The following is a 17,820-nucleotide window of genomic DNA, read 5'->3' on the forward strand; positions in this document are numbered from 1 at the left end:
AAGGCGACGCAGTTGCGTTTTATCCGGCCTGCGAATGAGTTCATTCCGTAGGCCGGCTCGGGCGCTCTCCCTGCCATCCAGTGTCCTGGAGTGTATCGATGGTGACGATTAAGGCATTAGCCAGCGCGGGTTTTTATCGACTTCCCGATGGCGAATGGAGGTTGCACAGCCGCTTCTCGCAGGCGATTAATTTTTGCCGTCCTGACGGCGAGCTGTTGACGCTGTTTCGCTACGGAAAGGGGATGGGACCGACGGGCATGCTGCTGAGCACCACACAGTTTTCCCGCGTGGCGCATATTGAACGACTTATCAAACAGGGGAGCATCCTGCGGGGACAGGGTATAGCGCTTTGCTCGCGTCGCACACTCCGGATGTCGCTGGATCCTGCCGTACTTGCCCCTGTCGATCTCTCTTTTTGCACTCAACACAGTGGTCTTTCCGGAGCGCTGAATCAGCCACTCAATACGATGTTGCACTACCCTGAAATCATTGAGCAACTTGAGTGCTGGCATCGTGGCGTGACGCCTGACTGGCGCTGGCTGATCGGATACGGCCCAGGACTGACGCCCAGCGGCGATGATATGCTGACGGGGATGCTGGCTGTGCTGTATGCTGCGGGGCTTTCTGCCAAATTGCGCTATTTTTTACCCCCGACGGAGCAACTTGTGCCGCTCACCACGTCAGTAAGCTGTAGCTATCTGAACAGCGCCAGAGTGGGCGAATTTTCAACGCCGCTACAGAAGGTGATACGTGGTTTACAGTCCGGACGCGATCCGCATTCTGCAATCAGACGCCTGCTTGCTGTCGGGCACTCCTCGGGGGCGGACATATTGCTGGGAATCGCGATAGCGCAACGGTGGTTACAGGTGGTCGACTCAAGGGGAACGCATGCTCGATCAGGAAACAATACGCACTTTTATTCGGGTTGCACAGACGGAGAGTTTTTCCCGCGCGGCCAGCTCCCTGCATAAAACGCCCGCGGCGATTAGCTATCGCATTAAAACGCTGGAAGAGCAGGTGGGGACGCAGCTCTTTTTACGTACAACCCGCTCCGTCAGTCTGACGCTAGCCGGACAACATCTGCTTGAGCATTGTCGACAGTGGCTTAACTGGCTGGATGCAATGCCGGACGAGCTTCAGCAGATCAACGCGGGCGTTGAACGGCAGGTGAACATCGTTATCAACAATCTGCTGTACCAGCCGCAGACCACGGCAGATTTACTGACCTGGCTGCACCAACAATTTCCCTTCACCCGATTTCAAATTTCCCGACAGGTCTATATGGGCGTGTGGGATTCGCTACTGTATGACGATTTCCAATTGGCGATTGGCGTCACCGGATCGGAATCGCTCTCCAATAATATCTCTCTGTTGCCGCTGGGAGATATCAGTTGGCGGTTTGTGGTAGCGCAAAATCACCCGCTGGCCAGCCATCCAGTGCCGGTACTGTCAGACGATATGCTGCGCCGCTATCCGGCTATCAATATTGAAGATACCTCGCGTACGCTTACGCGCCGCGTCGCCTGGCTGCTTAGCGGACAAAAGGAGATCAAAGTGCCGGATCTCAGCACTAAGCTGGCCTGTCATTTAAGCGGGCTTGGCGTCGGTTTTTTACCCGAGCGGATGTGTCGTCCTTATGTTGAATCCGGGGCACTGGTTGCCCGTGAGGTGATTAATCCGCGCCAGCCATCGCCGCTCTCGATTGCCTGGAAGAATGCGGGCAGCGGAAAGGTGGTCAGTGAAATTGCGGACATTTTTAAGCAAAAAGATTCTCTGGTGAGCGGGTTCCTGCGGATGGTCGACCGACCGGCGGAGAACTGAGTTTACGGCGGTTTTTTAAGGGATCATGTTGAAAAAATGGCAGATTCGGTCTTTTTTGTTTACCTTTAATAGGGTGTTTTCGTGAGATTGATCTCGTAATTTTTTTGACATGCTCAAGGACTATTGAATGGAAGATTTGAATGTTGTCGACAGCATAAACGGTGCGGGCACCTGGCTGGTCCGCAATCAGGAGCTACTGTTGAGCTATGCCGTCAACATCGTTGCGGCCATCGCGATTGTCATTATCGGTATGATCGTGGCGCGTATCGTATCAAACACCGTTAATCGCCTGATGCTGGCGCGTAAAATTGATGCCACCGTTGCCGACTTTCTTTCTGCACTGGTGCGCTACGGTATTATCGCTTTCACGCTGATTGCCGCGCTGGGTCGCGTTGGGGTGCAAACTGCCTCCGTGATCGCCGTTCTCGGTGCTGCAGGTTTAGCTGTCGGTCTGGCACTGCAAGGGTCGCTGTCCAACCTCGCCGCAGGCGTGCTGCTGGTGATGTTCCGTCCGTTCCGCGCGGGTGAATATGTAGACCTTGGCGGCGTTGCGGGAACCGTGCTTAACGTGCAGATTTTCTCCACAACTATGCGTACCGTAGACGGTAAGATTGTGGTGATCCCAAACGGTAAAATCATTGCCGGGAACATCATTAATTTCTCTCGCGAGCCGGTCCGTCGTAACGAATTTATTATCGGCGTGGCCTACGACTCCGATATCGATCAGGTGAAAAAAATCCTCACTGATATCATCCAGTCTGAAGATCGCATCCTAAAAGACCGTGAAATGACGGTACGCCTGAATGAGTTGGGCGCTTCCTCGATTAATTTCGTCGTACGTGTCTGGAGTAACAGCAGCGATCTGCAAAGCGTCTACTGGGATGTACTGGAGCGTATTAAGCGCGAGTTTGACGCCAACGGTATCAGCTTCCCGTACCCGCAGATGGATGTGAACTTTAAACGCGTGAAAGAGAACGCGACCGAGTAACTTCAGCTAAAAACGCCCGCCAGAGAGAGGCGGGCGTTGATTTATCTCGTCTTGTTAAGAATTGCGCTGACACCCTGCATCAGCTCGCCAACATCGCTTATTCCTTTACTTTCCTGTTGAGCAATCCATTCGGCCTGAACGTGCTGATAACCGGTAGCGGCTTGCCACGCATTCAGCTCGCTGTTGCTCAGGTAGTGAACGTGTGCGCCCTCTTTTGCCATCTTTTTCGCCATTGCGGTCAGGCTTGCGTCCTGCACTGCGCCAATACGCTTTTGCGTCATGGCGGCGGCCCGATTGATGGCTGCGCGATCTTTCACATCCAGGCTATCCCAGACGTCTTTATTCATCACCAGAAGATAAACGTGTCCGAGCCAGAGCGAAGGGGAGAGCTGAATATAGGGGGCCGCCCGCTGGGCATGGATATCATCTCCGCTGTCGAGGTTAACCATCAGGCCGTCAAGCTGTCCGGTCTGAAGCGCATCGGTAATTTTTTCATTCCATGGCATGCTGACCGGCACGCCGCCCGCGTTGCGTAAAAATGATTGATGCCAAAAGCTGGCGGTCCGCCATTGGCTTGCATTCAGCTGTGCCAAATCGACGTTCGGCCTGGTCGTAAAAAATCCAACCGGATAGCCGAGGAAAAACTGAAGATTCACCAGATTGTTGTTTTCCAGCTCGCGACCAAACTGGCGATACTCGCGGAAAATCCGCTGAAAGGCGTTAACCTGCGCTTCACCACGGCCCGGTCCGAGGGGGAAGCTCTTAAAAATCTGGTGTCGCGGCAGTTGTTCGGGCGTGTACTCAGGGACCACGATCCCCATATCCGCCACGCTGCCCTGGCCGATCGTTTTTAAGGCGTCATAGCTGGTGGACAGCTCGCCGTTCCAGTGAGAGTCGATTTTCAAACGTCCAAGCGACTCTTGTTCGATCGCGCGAAAAAAAGTCTCTTTTATGAGCCGGGTACGCATGTTGCCATATGGCTCGTGATCGGTATAGCGCAGCGTTCTGTCTGCGCTGGCGACAGTGGGCCACAAACTGGTAACTATCAGCGAGGCACAGAAGAGAAAAATGTTCGCGTTATGCTTCATACCCATTCCTTTGGTATAGACAGATTTATCTTTCAGCATACCTCGGGTAACGCACAATCGCTATTGTCCGAGACTGAATATGGAGGGGAGTGTGCGCGGTATTATTAATAATGCTAATTACTGATTAATATTATCCATTTCCTCTAATGAATCCCGCGCAGTATAGTCTGCCCACAAGACAATTATGTGAGATGCTTTACATGTTATCCTACTATTTTCAAGGGCTTGCGCTTGGTGCAGCCATGATACTTCCGCTTGGTCCACAAAATGCCTTCGTGATGAATCAGGGGATCCGTCGTCAGTATCACATCATGATTGCTTTACTCTGCGCCATCAGCGATTTAGTGCTGATTTGCGCGGGTATCTTCGGCGGTAGCGCCTTGCTGATGCAGTCGCCATGGATGATGGCGCTGGTCACCTGGGGCGGGGTCGCATTTTTACTCTGGTACGGATTCGGTGCGCTAAAAACGGCGATGAGCAGTAATCTGGAACTGGCCAGCGCCGAAGTGATGAAGCAGGGGCGCTGGAAAATTATCGCCACTATGCTGGCGGTGACATGGCTCAACCCACATGTTTACCTGGATACCTTTGTGGTGCTCGGGAGTCTGGGGGGGCAACTGGACGTTGAGCCTAAACGCTGGTTTGCACTGGGAACCGTCAGCGCTTCGTTCCTGTGGTTCTTCAGTCTGGCATTGCTGGCGGCCTGGCTGGCACCGCGTCTGCGAACTGCGAAAGCACAGCGCATCATCAATACGCTGGTAGGATTAGTGATGTGGTTTATCGCTTTTCAGCTGGCAAAAGAAGGTGTTGCGCACGTTCATGCGCTGTTCAACTAAGTGTTGTCTGATGGACAACGCAGCGAGATCGGCTAAGCTTGCCTGCATGTGCCCTGAGTTTTGGGGTAATTAATGAAACATGGAGGAACGACCGTGAAGTTCAAAATAATGGCCCTGGCGGCATTAGTCGGATTCAGCGCACTATCGGTACAGGCAAATGAGTTGCCAAATGGACCGCACATCGTGACTTCCGGAACGGCAAGCGTAGATGCAACACCAGACATCGCCACCCTGGCGATTGAAGTGAACGTTGCTGCAAAGGATGCGGCTTCCGCGAAGAAGCAGGCCGATGAGCGCGTGGCGCAATATCTGTCTTTCCTTGAACAGAACCAGATAGCGAAGAAAGACATTAGCGCTGCAAACTTGCGTACGCAGCCGGACTACGACTACCAGAACGGCAAAAGCATCCTCAAAGGTTATCGTGCAGTGCGCACCGTTGAAGTCACGCTGCGTCAGTTGGACAAACTCAACGCTCTGCTTGATGGCGCGCTGAAGGCCGGTCTGAATGAGATTCGTTCGGTATCGCTGGGCGTTGCCCAGCCGGATGCTTACAAAGACAAAGCGCGTAAAGCGGCGATTGATGATGCTGTTCATCAGGCTGAACAGCTGGCCGCGGGCTTTAATAGCAAACTGGGTCCCGTTTACAGTGTGCGTTACCACGTTTCCAATTATCAACCGAGCCCGATGGTACGGATGATGAAAGCAGATGCAGCGCCTGCAACCTCTGCTCAGGAAACCTACGAACAGCCGGTTATTCAGTTTGACGATCAGGTTGATGTCGTCTTCCAGATAGAGCCTACAGTAACCAATAAGTAGTCTTGATATAGGCGTAAGTCGCCATCCGGCAAGTTTTTAGCCTGATGGCGATGCTTACGCGTCTCATCAGGCCGATAAAACATTCCAGCCGGTTTTTCTGTGAGCAACTGTAAAAATGAGACCTCACATCCAGTCTTTTTTTTCGTGGTAATGAGGATAGGCCATAGCGATTTTTAAGGGGACGCTATGGATATTTTTATCTCGAAAAAGATGCGTAATTTCATTCTGCTGGCGCAAACCAATAACATCGCCAGAGCGGCAGAAAAAATACATATGACCGCATCGCCTTTCGGTAAAAGCATTGCTGCACTGGAAGATCAAATCGGCTATACGCTGTTTACCCGTAAAGATAACAACATCAGCCTGAATAAAGCCGGACAGGAGCTGTATCAGAAGCTGTTTCCCGTCTACCAGCGCCTCTCTGCCATTGATAACGAAATCCATAACGCCTCTTGTCGCTCGCGGGAAATCGTCATCGGTATCGATAATACTTATCCAACGATTATTTTTGACCAGTTGATTAGCCTTGGCGATAAATATGACGGCGTGACGGCCCAGGCCGTTGAATTCAGTGAGAATGGGGTGATTGATAATCTGTTCGACCGCAAACTGGATTTCATTATCTCGCCACAGCACGTTTCTCCCCGCGTACAAGAGTTGGAAAATCTGGCGATCAGCGAACTGTCTCCGCTGCGTCTGGGGTTTCTCGTTTCCCGGCGCTACGAAGAGAAACAGCCGCAGGATCTGCTGCGCGAGCTACCCTGGCTGCAAATGCGCTTCCAGAATCGCGCCAACTTTGAGGCGATGCTGGATGCTTATATGCGGCCCTGTGGGATCAATCCGACGATTATCTACCGTCCGTACAGCTTTATGGCCAAGATTAGCGCGGTGGAGCGCGGGCAGTTTTTGACGGTGATTCCTCATTTTGCCTGGCGGCTGGTGAATCCGTCGACGCTAAAGTATTTCGACGCGCCCGGCAGCCCCATGTATATGCAGGAGTTTCTCTATTCGCTGAAAAATCATCGCTATACCGGCACCATGCTCCAGCATATTGCTGAAGATCGTGACGGTACGGCAAGTTAACCGAGCATCGATCCTGTCTCGAGAAGGTTGCGATGCAGATCGAACGCATGGCTGAGATCGTGATGGATATGCCCGCCGGGCGCTTTTTCCAGATAGCGGTGCAGGTAGTCCCGGTAAAGGGGATGCGCACAGTTATCGATAATCGTGTGCGCCCGCTGCATCGGAGATAACCCACGCAGATCGGCAATCCCTTGTTCGGTCACGATCACTTTAACGCTATGTTCGCTGTGGTCGACATGGCTGCACATCGGCACGATGGTTGAGATTTTCCCGCCTTTGGCAATCGACGGCGCCATAAAGATAGACAGGTAGGCGTTGCGCTCGAAATCCCCGCTGCCGCCGATCCCGTTCATCAGGTTCACGCCCGCAACGTGCGTGGAATTGGCATGGCCGTAGATATCAAACTCAAGCCCAACGTTGAGCGCAATGACCCCCAGCCGACGGATGATTTCCGGGTTATTGGAGATCTCCTGCGGGCGCAGCACAATTCGGCTGGCGAAGAAGTCCATGTTGTCGTAAATCTTCTGTAGCGACGGGGCTGAGATGGTCAGGCTGGAGGCGCTGGCACCGGTGATCTTGCCCGTTTCCAGCAGATGCACCACCGATTCCTGTAACACCTCTGAATACATCATAAAGGGCGGGATATCCGGATTCTCTCCCAGTCTCGCCATTACCGCGTTATTGATATTGCCCACGCCGCTTTGTAAGGGCAGAAACTCTGCTGGAATGCGTTTGTGCGCCATTTCTGCCAGTAGGAAAGTGACGACGTTATCGGCAATTTGTTGGCTGACCGGATTGGTTTTATCCGACACATTCCCGGCATCGGGCAGCTCGGTATCCACCACCGCGACCACTTTCCTGGGGTCTATCTGCACGCACTGACTGCCCACGCGATCCATGGTATGAAATATGGGCACGCTGTTACGCCGCGGCGGTGCGCCGGGTATTACGATGTCGGCAAACTCTGCCACGCGTGGATTATGGTAATGATTCAGCTCGATAATCACCTTTTTCGCCCGCAGCAGCCAGGTGGGCGCATTGCCAATACCGCTGGAAAGCCAAATCCGGCCATCCGGCGCAATGGCGGAGGCTTCAATGACGGCAACATCGATATCGCCAAAAAAGCCGTAATTAACCATCTGCGCGACTTCGCTCAAATGGAGATCGACAAACCTCACCTGGCCCTGGTTAATTTTCTCGCGCAGGCCAGATGAGGTTTGATAAGGCGCACGCCAGGAAACGGCATCCGCCGCGGATAATGCATCATCAGCGGCGGCGCCAATTGACGCCCCGGTCAGCAGGCGGATCTGAAAAGGCTGCCCGTCCTGATGCCGTTCGCAGGCGCGTTGGGCAATTGCGGTGGGTAACGCTTTTGGCGAACCCGCGGGGGTAAAGCCGCTGAACGCCACCATATCATCGTGCTGGATAATTTCTGCCGCCTGTTCGGCGCTCATCCGTTTCATGGCCGTCTCCTTCGTCGGACGTGATTAATGGCCAACAAAATTAGGTTTACGTTTTTCCATAAACGCGTTCATCCCTTCCTGATAATCCTCGCTGTCGTACACCGCGCGGCGCATGCCCTGAATGCGCTCGAATTCGTCAGAGTTCATGGTGTGTGCTTCGCCCAACACGCGCAGTTCTTCTTTGATGACGGCGATTGCCAGCGGCGCTTTTTCCGAGATGTGATGCGCCATTTGCAGGGTGAAATCTTCCAGTTCCTCGGTTGGAACGACATGGTTGAGGATCCCGACCGCCATAGCGCGTTGAGCGGTGATGGGCGAGGCGGTAAAAATCAGCTCCTTAACGATGTGAAAACCAGCGTCGCGGGTCAGGTTGTGGATGCCCACCAGGTTATAGGGCACGCCGAGGTTGACCGGGGTCATGGAGAAGGTAGACGTACTGGCTGCGATGATCAGATCGGAACTCATGATCATCTCAAACGCGCCGCCCCAGACGCTGCCTTCAACCATGGAGATCACCGGCTTCGGATATTTTTGGATCATACGAGTTATCTGACGCAGCGGATCGTCATAAGAGAGCGGATCGCGACGTCCGGTGGGGAGTTCATGAATATCATGCCCGGCAGAGAACACTTTGGCCCCGCTCGGGGCGCGCAGAATGATGCAGCGAATGTCCGGACGATTGAGGTCGCTCAGCGCCTGCATCAGATCGTCAATAAACACTTTGCTCAGGGCATTGAGCTTGCGGGCGTAATTGAACTCAATGACCGCGACTTTCTGGATGATGACCACGTTGACGTATTGATAAGACATAATGTTCTCTTTATTGAAAGTAATGATGCTGGATAAATTCGCTGATGTGCCGCAGGCCGGTGCGCGGCGAAAGATCATTGTTTTTGACGGCCAGCAGCGTCTGCTGGAAATACTGGTCGAAATCAGCCCGAGCAAACAGCAGATGCAAGGCTTCTTCTTCAGCCTGCTTGTGTAGCCATTCCACCGCCTGCTGCTGGCGGACTTTTTCCAGTCGACCGCTGGCGGTAAGGCACGTTTTAAAGTCGGTTATCGCCTGCCAAACCTCCTCAATGCCGCGTTTTTCCAGGGCGCTGCAGGTCAGAACCTGCGGCTGCCACTCGTCATATTTGCGGCGCAGAATATGCAGGGCTGATTCGTACATATGGCGGGCGATGGCAACGCTGGTACGGTTATCACCGTCGTCCTTGTTGATGACGACCAGATCCGCCATCTCCATCAGGCCTTTTTTGATGCCCTGCAAATCGTCGCCACCGCCGGCGATTTGCAGTGAGAGAAAGCAATCCACCATGCCTGCGACTTCGGTTTCTGACTGCCCAACGCCGACGGTTTCCACAATCACCACGTTGAAGCCAGCCGCCTCGCACAGCAGCATTAATTCGCGGGCGCGCTGGCTGGCGCCGCCTAAATGACCGCTGGAAGGAACCGGACGTATAAACGCAGATTCTGCGCGAGCCAGTTCCGTCATGCGGGTTTTATCACCCAGAATGCTGCCGCCGCTGACCGGGCTGCTGGGATCGACGGCGATCACCGCTACCCGTAACCCGCGGCGAATCAACAGCATGCCGAATGCTTCCAGAAAGGTGCTTTTACCTGCGCCCGGCGTGCCGGTGATCCCCAGACGCAGGGCGTTACCGGTGAACGGCATAATCGCGTCCAGCAATTGCGTACTCAGCGGCTGGTGGCGCGGGTGATTGCTTTCGACCAGCGTCATCGCCTGGGCGAGCGTAGCCCGTTCACCGAGTCGCAAGCGGCGGACGGTATCCTCAAGCGTGGTGGCGTTAATCATGATGTTTACTGATACGGGTTAACACATCGCGGACGCTGTCGAGCATCGGCGTGCCTGGGCCATAAATGGCTGCCACGCCATGCTCGTGCAGGAAAGCGTAATCCTGTGGCGGAATAACCCCGCCGGCGACGACGCAAATGTCTTCGCGTCCCCAGCCTTTGAGCGCGGTGACCAGCTCCGGGATCAATGTCTTATGACCCGCCGCCAGCGATGATGCGCCAATGACATGCACATCGTTTTCTACCGCCAGACGGGCAATTTCCTCCGGTGTGGAGAACATCGGACTGAGATCGACATCGAAGCCGAGATCGGAGTAGGCGCTGGCGATCACTTTTGCACCGCGATCGTGGCCGTCCTGACCCATCTTGGCGATCAGAATACGCGGGCGGCGGCCATTTTCTGCGAGGAACTGTTCAGTTTGCGCAACAATGGCATCGAACTCATCGGCGGATTTGTCGGACTGGTGATAGCTTTGCGCAATCACCCCAGTAACACACTGGCTGGGAACCAGATAACGGTCAAAGGCGGCCTCGAGCGCATCGGATATTTCGCCGAGCGTGGCGCGAACGCGGGCGGCGTTGACGGCGGCTGCCAGCAGATTTTCATTCTGCTGCGCGGCGTGGGTCAGCGCGGATAGCGCGGTTTTAACCGCATCATTGTCGCGGGTGGCGCGGATATGCTGCAGTGAGGCAATCTGCTCGTTGCGCACCTTCACGTTGTCGATCTCCAGCACCGACGTGTCGTCTTCTTTATCCAGCTTGTATTTGTTCACCCCGACGATAACGCGCTTACCCTGGTCGATCAGCGACTGTTCGCGCGCGGACGCTTCTTCGATCATCCGTTTAGGAAGTCCGGCTTCAATCGCCTTCGCCATACCGCCTGCCTCATCAATCTGCTTGATGATCGTGCGCGCCTGCTTCACGATTTGATCGGTGAGTGATTCGACGTAATACGATCCGGCCAGCGGATCGACGGTGCGGCAGATCTCTGATTCTTCCTGAATGATGATCTGCGTATTACGCGCAATACGGGCGGAGAAATCGGTGGGCAGGCCGAGCGCTTCATCAAAAGCGTTGGTATGCAGAGACTGGGTGCCGCCAAGCGTAGCGCCGAGCGCTTCAATGGTGGTTCGTACCACGTTGTTGTACGGGTCCTGCTCGGTCAGGCTCCAGCCTGACGTCTGGCAGTGGGTACGCAGAGCGAGAGATTTCGGGTTGGTCGCGCCAAAACTGCTGACCGCTTCGCTCCACAGATACCGTGCAGCGCGCAGCATGGCGACGTTCATAAACAGATCCATGCCGATGCCGAAGAAGAATGACAGGCGCGGGGCGAAGTCATCAATTTTCAGTCCGGCGGAAAGCGCGGCCTTGATGTATTCAATACCGTCTGCCAGCGTAAACGCCACCTGCTGTACGCAGTTTGCCCCGGCTTCACCCATGTGATAGCCGCTGATGCTGATGGTGTTAAAGCGCGGCATGTTGCCTGAGCACCAGGCGATGATGTCGGCGATAATGCGCATGGAGGGTTTTGGCGGATAAATGTAGGTGTTGCGGCACAGGTACTCTTTCAGAATATCGTTCTGAATGGTCCCGGTGAGCTGTTCCGGCGTCACGCCTTGCTCCTGCGCCGCGACGATATAAAACGCCAGTACCGGCAGCACCGCGCCGTTCATGGTCATCGAAACGGACATCTTATCCAGCGGGATCTGGTCGAACAGCACCTTCATATCTTCGACGGTATCGATCGCCACGCCGGCTTTGCCGACGTCGCCCGCTACGCGCGGGTTGTCTGAGTCATAGCCACGATGAGTGGCAAGGTCAAAGGCGACGGAAAGCCCTTTTTGCCCAGCGGCGAGGTTACGGCGGTAAAAGGCGTTGGACTCTTTGGCGGTAGAGAAACCGGCGTATTGGCGAATCGTCCACGGCTGCGCGGTATACATAGTGGCGCGCGGGCCACGCACGTAAGGCGGCAGACCGGGCAGGGTGCCCGTGACTTCCAGATTATCGAGATCCGCTTCGGTGTACAGCGGCTTGATTGTAATCCCTTCCGCCGTTTGTCTTTCCAGCGACTCAACGGTTTTTTCCCGTCGACTGAGTTCTTTATTGGCGAGTGTTTGCCACTCCTGCACGTTTGCCATTTTTTGCTCCGTATTACGCAATAAGTTGAATCTTTGCGAATACGGTGTGCTTTTTCATTTGGCTTGTCGCCAGCAAAAAATAGCCAACAGGACGTCGTTTTTTGCCGTGTGGCGTGTTTTATTTTGTGATGTATTTCAAAGACGTGGCGGGAATAGCATGAAATGAGGGGAAAGGCTTGTAGGCCGGATAAGGCGTTACGCCGCTATCCGGCCTCTGTTCGAGGAATTAATCCTGACGCAGTACGTTGTGGCCATAGGCCAGCAGCGCGTCGGTGACGTTGCGCATCATGCGGCTTTCTGGCGCAAAGCGGTGCCAGTATAGCATCCGACGCTGGAACAGGCCTGGCGTTAAGTCGATAAGCTCACCGCTTTCCAGCTCTTTCTCAATCTGTAAGTGTGGGATCATGCAGCAGGTTGTTCCCTGACGGGCTAACTGGACGAAGGCTTCAGACGAGTTAACGATATGGCACGGTACGCTGCCCGGTGGTAGGTCGAAGTTTTGTTGCAAGAACGCTTGGTGCATGTCATCAAGATGGTCAAACGCGACCGCCGGGGCTTTCAGCAGGGCGGAACGGGTGACGCCGTTTGGGAAATAACGCTCGGCGAAAGGTTTAGAGCCAACAAACAGGTAGTCCAGCGCGCCCAGTTTATCCACCAGACAGCTTGGCAGCGCCTGATGTTGAATACTCACCGCACCGACCACTTCACCCCGACGCAGACGTTCCTGGGTTCGGGTTTCATCTTCAACCTGCAGGTTCAGTCGAATCGGTGAATTAGCCAGTACCGGGGCCAGCGCCGGAAGTAACCAGGTCGCCAGACTGTCGGCGTTTACCGCCAGCGAAAGCAGAAGCGGCGTCGAGCCGGTTTGTTCATCGCCCAGCCACTCATCTTCCAGCAGTTCAACCTGGCGCAGTAGCGCCAGTAGTTTCTGTCCCTGTTCCGTTGGGCGCGGCGGTACGGTGCGCACCAGCAGCGGTTGTCCGAACATATTCTCAAGCTGTTTTATGCGCTGTGAAACCGCGGATTGCGTGATGCACAGCTTTTGCGCCGCGCGTTCAAATCCTCGTTCACGAATAACCGCATCCAGTGCTTGTAGTGTTCTGTAGTCCGGACGTTTCATTGCTTTGACGCACTCCTGAAATTTTTGCTTGTTCTGCACTATGACACAATTTTTGATTGGGTAAAGACGAAATCCGCCGCTTGCGAGCGGGTGTGGGGACATTTTTCTGCACAATGTTCTATAATGCGCGTGAATTTTCCCACCATATTCACACCACAGGCGAAACGATCATGACGCAGGATGAACTGAAAAAAGCAGTAGGATGGGCGGCACTTCAGTATGTACAGCCCGGCACCATTGTGGGCGTAGGTACAGGTTCAACAGCCGCACACTTTATTGATGCGCTGGGCACAATGAAAGGTCAGATTGAAGGTGCGGTATCCAGTTCGGACGCATCGACTGAAAAACTCAAAAGCCTTGGCATCCACGTGTTCGATCTTAACGAAGTGGACAGCCTCGGCGTATACGTTGACGGCGCGGATGAAATCAACGGTCACATGCAGATGATCAAGGGCGGCGGCGCAGCGTTGACCCGTGAAAAAATCATTGCTTCCGTGGCGAAGAAATTTATCTGCATCGCGGATGCGTCTAAAGAAGTCGATATTCTCGGTAACTTCCCACTGCCGGTCGAAGTGATCCCAATGGCGCGCAGCGCTGTGGCTCGCCAGTTGGTGAAGCTGGGCGGTCGTCCTGAATACCGTCAGGGCGTCGTGACGGACAACGGCAACGTGATCCTCGATGTGCACGGTCTGGAGATCCTCGACGCCATCGCGCTGGAAAATGCCATCAATGCGATTCCAGGTGTGGTAACCGTCGGCCTGTTTGCCAACCGTGGTGCGGATGTCGCGCTGATCGGTACGCCTGACGGCGTGAAAACTATCGTAAAATGATCTGACGGGAGCGTCTTCTCCCGTTAAAAAAATTTTGGCAGGGCAAATTTGGTGACTTGTGTCACGTTTATAATATTGTCCTGCCGATCTCTCCAAAGAAAAAGTTATCGCCAGTATTTTCCTCTGACATTTCCCGTTGAATGACATTTCTTCAGCACGGCGACGCAAACGTTCATATTGCCGCAATATTATTTTTTGATATGTTGAAGAGACGGATGAAAATCCCACACACAACACATTAGTTTGAACAAAAAAAGACAGGGTCGGGGAAATGGCAAAGGTATCATTGGAGAAAGATAAGATTAAATTTCTGCTGGTTGAAGGCGTGCACCAAAAAGCACTCGAAAGCCTTCGTGCAGCAGGTTATACCAACATCGAGTTTCACAAAGGTGCTCTGGACACTGAACAACTGAAAGAGTCCATCCGTGATGCCCACTTCATTGGCCTGCGATCCCGTACCCATCTGACTGAAGATGTGATTGACGCCGCAGAGAAACTGGTCGCGATTGGCTGCTTCTGCATTGGCACCAACCAGGTTGATCTAAGTGCAGCGGCAAAGCGCGGGATCCCTGTGTTTAACGCACCATTCTCTAACACACGTTCCGTTGCTGAGCTGGTGATTGGCGAACTGCTGCTACTGCTACGTGGCGTACCCGAAGCGAACGCCAAAGCGCACCGCGGCGTTTGGAATAAGCTGGCTACCGGCTCTTTTGAAGCGCGTGGTAAAAAACTGGGGATCATCGGCTACGGCCACATTGGTACTCAGTTGGGCATTCTGGCGGAATCGCTCGGGATGCATGTCTTTTTTTATGATATTGAAAATAAACTCCCGCTTGGCAATGCCACGCAGGTACAGCATCTTTCCGACCTGCTCAATATGAGCGACGTGGTGAGTCTGCACGTACCGGAAAATGCCTCCACCAAAAACCTGATGGGCGCGCGTGAAATTTCGCTGATGAAACCGGGGGCGCTGCTGATTAACGCCGCACGCGGTACGGTTGTTGATATTCCTGCGTTGTGCGACGCATTAGCGACTAAACATCTGGCGGGGGCTGCAATCGACGTATTCCCAACCGAACCGGCAACTAACAGCGATCCTTTCACTTCGCCGCTGTGTGATTTCGATAACGTGATCCTGACGCCGCACATTGGTGGTTCAACGCTGGAAGCGCAGGAAAACATCGGTCTGGAAGTAGCTGGGAAACTGACCAAGTATTCCGACAACGGGTCTACGCTGTCTGCGGTAAACTTCCCGGAAGTTTCGCTGCCGCTGCACGGTGGTCGTCGTCTGATGCACATTCACGAAAACCGTCCGGGCGTACTGACGGCACTGAACCAGATTTTTGCCGAGCAGGGCGTCAACATTGCCGCGCAGTATCTGCAGACTTCCGCGCAGGTAGGTTATGTGGTTATCGATATTGAAGCGGATGAAGATGTGGCGGAGAAAGCGCTGCTGGCGATGAAAGCCCTTCCGGGAACCATTCGCGCTCGTCTGCTGTACTGATTTCCTCTACATGGGCAGGCGGTTGACCTGCCCATCTTTCCTCTGATTTCCCTGCCTCAAAATCTCTTTCTGTAACGCATACATTCTGTTTTTCGAGCTTTGCCGCAGTTGGCAACTAAAGGCAGCGTTGCGTGTTGTACAGCAATAAAAGGAATTTACGATAGGGGCGCAGCATAGCGCTGAAACGGGAAAGCCCCTACCGAAGCAGGGGCTCTAAAAAGGAAAGGGACGATGATGAGATACGTCATCATGCTGCTGATCCTGTTAATCATCGCTTGGCCAGCATATTAACAGAGAGTACGCAGGAGGGAGGTTCGCCTCCCTCACCCTTCACCGAGGAATTTAGGTCAAAAAAACGGCGCTGTCAATCGGCAAAAAACGGCTACCACTCCCAGATTTTGGACGGCGTCACCACCGCTGGCAGCGGGATATCCCACTCTTCAACCGGCAATTTTTCTACTAACTGGCAGTCATGCGCGTAGCCCACGGGTTGGAGCTTATGCTGTTGCCAGTTTTGTAGCGTGCGGTCGTAAAATCCGCCGCCCATGCCCAGGCGTTGCCCGTCCTCATCAAATGCCACTAACGGCGTAATCAGTACGTCCAGCTTTGACAGCGGCAATACGTCGCGTACATCAAGCCGTGGTTCCTGGATCTTTAAGCGATTGGTCACCAGGTCGCTGCGCGGATGATAGTGCAGGAACAGTAAATTACCGGGACTGAAGGGATGAAGAACCGGAAGGTAAACGCGCTTGCCCGCTCGCCACAGCTGATCTATCAGCGGCTGGGTATTGAGTTCGCCATCGAACGAGAGAAATACCGCCACAGTATGCGCGAGTACAACAGGGGGAAAACTGAGCATTCGGGTCGCGGCTTGCTGACCGTATTGTCGTTGCTGTTCAGAGGTCAACGCGCGACGACGCTGTCGAATCAGTTGACGAATTTCTTGCCGGGATAAAGGGAGTTCAGAAAGTAGTGTCATGGCTGTTGCCAGGTAGAAGGGAATCTCCGAGATGCCGCCGCAGGCTGTAACCCTTGAACCCTTGGTTCAAGGTGAATGCGTCGTCACAGTTTTAAGGCTTCTCGGACGGGCCGAGCATGCTCACCAACCATGGAGCGCCACATTCTTGTGGTATGAAATATCGGCTCAGGGGACTGGCCCGCTTGCAAACATCTCAGAGAAATTTTGTCTTCACGGTCACTCTACCACAGTAAACCGAAAAGTGTTATTCAAAGTTTTGGCCCGTTTTTTCGGTTATGCGACCCTGATCAAGCAACGCCTGTTCGATGGTCTGTTGTAGCATCCGAATACGTTGTTCCATGCTCGCCGCGTACTCACGCGTCTTCGCTTTTTCCTGAGTTAATTCATAGCTGATGTTCAACGCGGCGATGAAAACCAACTGCTCAGTATTTGTGACTCTAGTGCGAACTTTCAGATCTTGCAATCGCTGATTGAGATCGTCCGCAGCCTGATTCAACGCATCCCTTTGTTCAGGCGGGCAATTCACTCGCAGTGAACGGCCAAATATTTGGATATCGACGGGTTGTGCAGACATGCCACCTTCCTGCTGATTGACTGCGCTGCCTTCGTCTCCAGACCTTGGGTCCGCGAAGGGGCGACACTATAGCTACCCTGGTATCAAGATACAAGCCCTTTTCTGGTCCACCAGGGCCCAAAGTGGTAGCATACCATGAATATTCCTCCCTTTGATGACGAATGCTTATGTCTATACAGAACGAAATGCCTGGCTACAACGACGTTAGCCAGTTTTTGAACCAACAAGGGGCTGGATTAACCCCGGCCGAAATGCACGGCTTGATCAGCGGGATGATTTGCGGCGGCAACAACGACAGCTCATGGCAGCCGCTGCTGCACGACCTGACGAACGAAGGTCTGGCCTTCGGTCACGAGCTGGCTCAGGCACTGATGAAAATGCACTCTGCCACCAGCGATGCCCTCGAGGACGACGGCTTCCTTTTTCAGCTTTATCTGCCTGAAGGCGACGACGTTAGCGTGTTTGAGCGTGCCGATGCGCTGGCGGGGTGGGTAAACCACTTTTTGCTGGGCCTTGGCGTTACGCAGCCAAAGCTCGACAAAGTGACCGGTGAAACCGGTGAAGCGATTGACGACCTGCGCAATATCGCTCAGTTGGGATATGACGAAGACGAAGATCAGGAAGAGCTGGAAATGTCGCTCGAAGAGATTATCGAATACGTGCGCGTAGCCGCCTTGCTGTGTCATGACACGTTTACGCGTCAGCAGCCGACCGCGCCGGAAGTCCGTAAACCGACTCTGCACTAAGAACGAAACGCAAAGGAGA

17 protein-coding genes and 1 other RNA gene are annotated in these 17,820 nt (G+C 53.8%); 9 read left to right on the plus strand and 9 right to left on the minus strand.

Going from position 1 to position 17,820, the window contains the following annotated elements; genetic code table 11:
- The first annotated feature begins 98 nt into the window (after positions 1–98).
- From HV345_RS04425 to HV345_RS04435, 3 genes are all read left to right on the plus strand, one after another.
- The gene (locus tag HV345_RS04425; protein ID WP_016154374.1) at positions 99–971 is read left to right on the plus strand and encodes a DUF2877 domain-containing protein; all 873 of its coding nucleotides are present in this window, start codon (positions 99–101) and stop codon (positions 969–971) included.
- Positions 889–1,821, plus strand: a complete 933-nt coding sequence (allS, locus tag HV345_RS04430) for an HTH-type transcriptional activator AllS (protein WP_032931810.1) — start codon at positions 889–891, stop codon at positions 1,819–1,821. The genes HV345_RS04425 and allS overlap by 83 nt, the downstream gene beginning before the upstream one ends.
- A 127-nt stretch (positions 1,822–1,948) precedes the next feature.
- A complete protein-coding gene (locus tag HV345_RS04435) occupies positions 1,949–2,809 on the plus strand; it encodes a small-conductance mechanosensitive channel MscS (protein WP_016154372.1) in 861 nt (286 codons plus the stop codon).
- Positions 2,810–2,850: 41 nt separating this feature from the next.
- On the opposite strand, the gene dctP is transcribed toward HV345_RS04435, so the two are convergent.
- Positions 2,851–3,897: a TRAP transporter substrate-binding protein DctP gene (gene dctP, locus HV345_RS04440; RefSeq protein ID WP_181636300.1), complete on the minus strand. Its 1,047-nt coding sequence runs from the start codon at positions 3,895–3,897 to the stop codon at positions 2,851–2,853.
- 200 nt (positions 3,898–4,097) lie between these two features.
- Between dctP and argO the strand changes: the two genes are divergently transcribed.
- The 3 genes from argO to HV345_RS04455 all read left to right on the plus strand — a co-directional run bounded on the left by argO (position 4,098) and on the right by HV345_RS04455 (position 6,632).
- The gene (gene argO, locus HV345_RS04445) at positions 4,098–4,733 is read left to right on the plus strand and encodes an arginine exporter ArgO (RefSeq protein WP_181636301.1); all 636 of its coding nucleotides are present in this window, start codon (positions 4,098–4,100) and stop codon (positions 4,731–4,733) included.
- A gap of 93 nt (positions 4,734–4,826) precedes the next feature.
- Positions 4,827–5,549, plus strand: coding sequence for an oxidative stress defense protein (locus tag HV345_RS04450; protein WP_029139653.1), 723 nt, complete (start codon positions 4,827–4,829; stop codon positions 5,547–5,549).
- A gap of 186 nt (positions 5,550–5,735) precedes the next feature.
- The gene (locus HV345_RS04455; protein ID WP_016154369.1) at positions 5,736–6,632 is read left to right on the plus strand and encodes a LysR family transcriptional regulator; all 897 of its coding nucleotides are present in this window, start codon (positions 5,736–5,738) and stop codon (positions 6,630–6,632) included.
- Here HV345_RS04455 and HV345_RS04460 read toward each other — a convergent pair.
- From HV345_RS04460 to argP, 5 genes are all read right to left on the minus strand, one after another.
- On the minus strand, positions 6,629–8,095 hold the full coding sequence (locus HV345_RS04460) for an acetyl-CoA hydrolase/transferase family protein (RefSeq protein ID WP_016154368.1): 1,467 nt from the start codon (positions 8,093–8,095) through the stop codon (positions 6,629–6,631). The genes HV345_RS04455 and HV345_RS04460 overlap by 4 nt on opposite strands.
- A gap of 24 nt (positions 8,096–8,119) precedes the next feature.
- Complete coding sequence (gene scpB, locus HV345_RS04465; RefSeq protein WP_049041966.1) at positions 8,120–8,905, minus strand: methylmalonyl-CoA decarboxylase; 786 nt, start codon at positions 8,903–8,905, stop codon at positions 8,120–8,122.
- 10 nt (positions 8,906–8,915) lie between these two features.
- Positions 8,916–9,911 (minus strand): methylmalonyl Co-A mutase-associated GTPase MeaB, encoded by a 996-nt coding sequence (meaB, locus tag HV345_RS04470; RefSeq protein ID WP_047357829.1) that lies wholly within the window; start codon positions 9,909–9,911, stop codon positions 8,916–8,918.
- Positions 9,904–12,048 (minus strand): methylmalonyl-CoA mutase, encoded by a 2,145-nt coding sequence (gene scpA / locus HV345_RS04475; RefSeq protein WP_181220820.1) that lies wholly within the window; start codon positions 12,046–12,048, stop codon positions 9,904–9,906. The genes meaB and scpA overlap by 8 nt, the downstream gene beginning before the upstream one ends.
- A gap of 226 nt (positions 12,049–12,274) precedes the next feature.
- On the minus strand, positions 12,275–13,168 hold the full coding sequence (gene argP / locus HV345_RS04480; RefSeq protein ID WP_003825477.1) for a DNA-binding transcriptional regulator ArgP: 894 nt from the start codon (positions 13,166–13,168) through the stop codon (positions 12,275–12,277).
- Between the two features lie 170 nt (positions 13,169–13,338).
- Between argP and rpiA the strand changes: the two genes are divergently transcribed.
- Together rpiA and serA are read left to right on the plus strand one after the other, a co-directional pair.
- On the plus strand, positions 13,339–13,998 hold the full coding sequence (rpiA, locus tag HV345_RS04485) for a ribose-5-phosphate isomerase RpiA (protein ID WP_016154364.1): 660 nt from the start codon (positions 13,339–13,341) through the stop codon (positions 13,996–13,998).
- Positions 13,999–14,269: 271 nt separating this feature from the next.
- Entirely contained in the window at positions 14,270–15,502 is a 1,233-nt protein-coding gene (gene serA / locus HV345_RS04490; protein ID WP_016154363.1) for a phosphoglycerate dehydrogenase, read from the plus strand.
- A gap of 382 nt (positions 15,503–15,884) precedes the next feature.
- On the opposite strand, the gene HV345_RS04495 is transcribed toward serA, so the two are convergent.
- The 3 genes from HV345_RS04495 to zapA all read right to left on the minus strand — a co-directional run bounded on the left by HV345_RS04495 (position 15,885) and on the right by zapA (position 17,055).
- The gene (locus HV345_RS04495; RefSeq protein WP_181636302.1) at positions 15,885–16,481 is read right to left on the minus strand and encodes a 5-formyltetrahydrofolate cyclo-ligase; all 597 of its coding nucleotides are present in this window, start codon (positions 16,479–16,481) and stop codon (positions 15,885–15,887) included.
- Between the two features lie 19 nt (positions 16,482–16,500).
- A non-coding RNA gene (gene ssrS, locus HV345_RS04500) (6S RNA) lies at positions 16,501–16,684 on the minus strand.
- A gap of 41 nt (positions 16,685–16,725) precedes the next feature.
- Positions 16,726–17,055: a cell division protein ZapA gene (gene zapA, locus HV345_RS04505; protein WP_003026980.1), complete on the minus strand. Its 330-nt coding sequence runs from the start codon at positions 17,053–17,055 to the stop codon at positions 16,726–16,728.
- A gap of 167 nt (positions 17,056–17,222) precedes the next feature.
- Between zapA and HV345_RS04510 the strand changes: the two genes are divergently transcribed.
- A complete protein-coding gene (locus HV345_RS04510; RefSeq protein ID WP_181626961.1) occupies positions 17,223–17,801 on the plus strand; it encodes a YecA family protein in 579 nt (192 codons plus the stop codon).
- Positions 17,802–17,820 lie beyond the last annotated feature (19 nt).

The sequence above is a fragment of the Citrobacter sp. RHBSTW-00986 genome, assembly GCF_013783065.1.
Classification (GTDB): Bacteria; Pseudomonadota; Gammaproteobacteria; order Enterobacterales; family Enterobacteriaceae; genus Citrobacter; species Citrobacter braakii.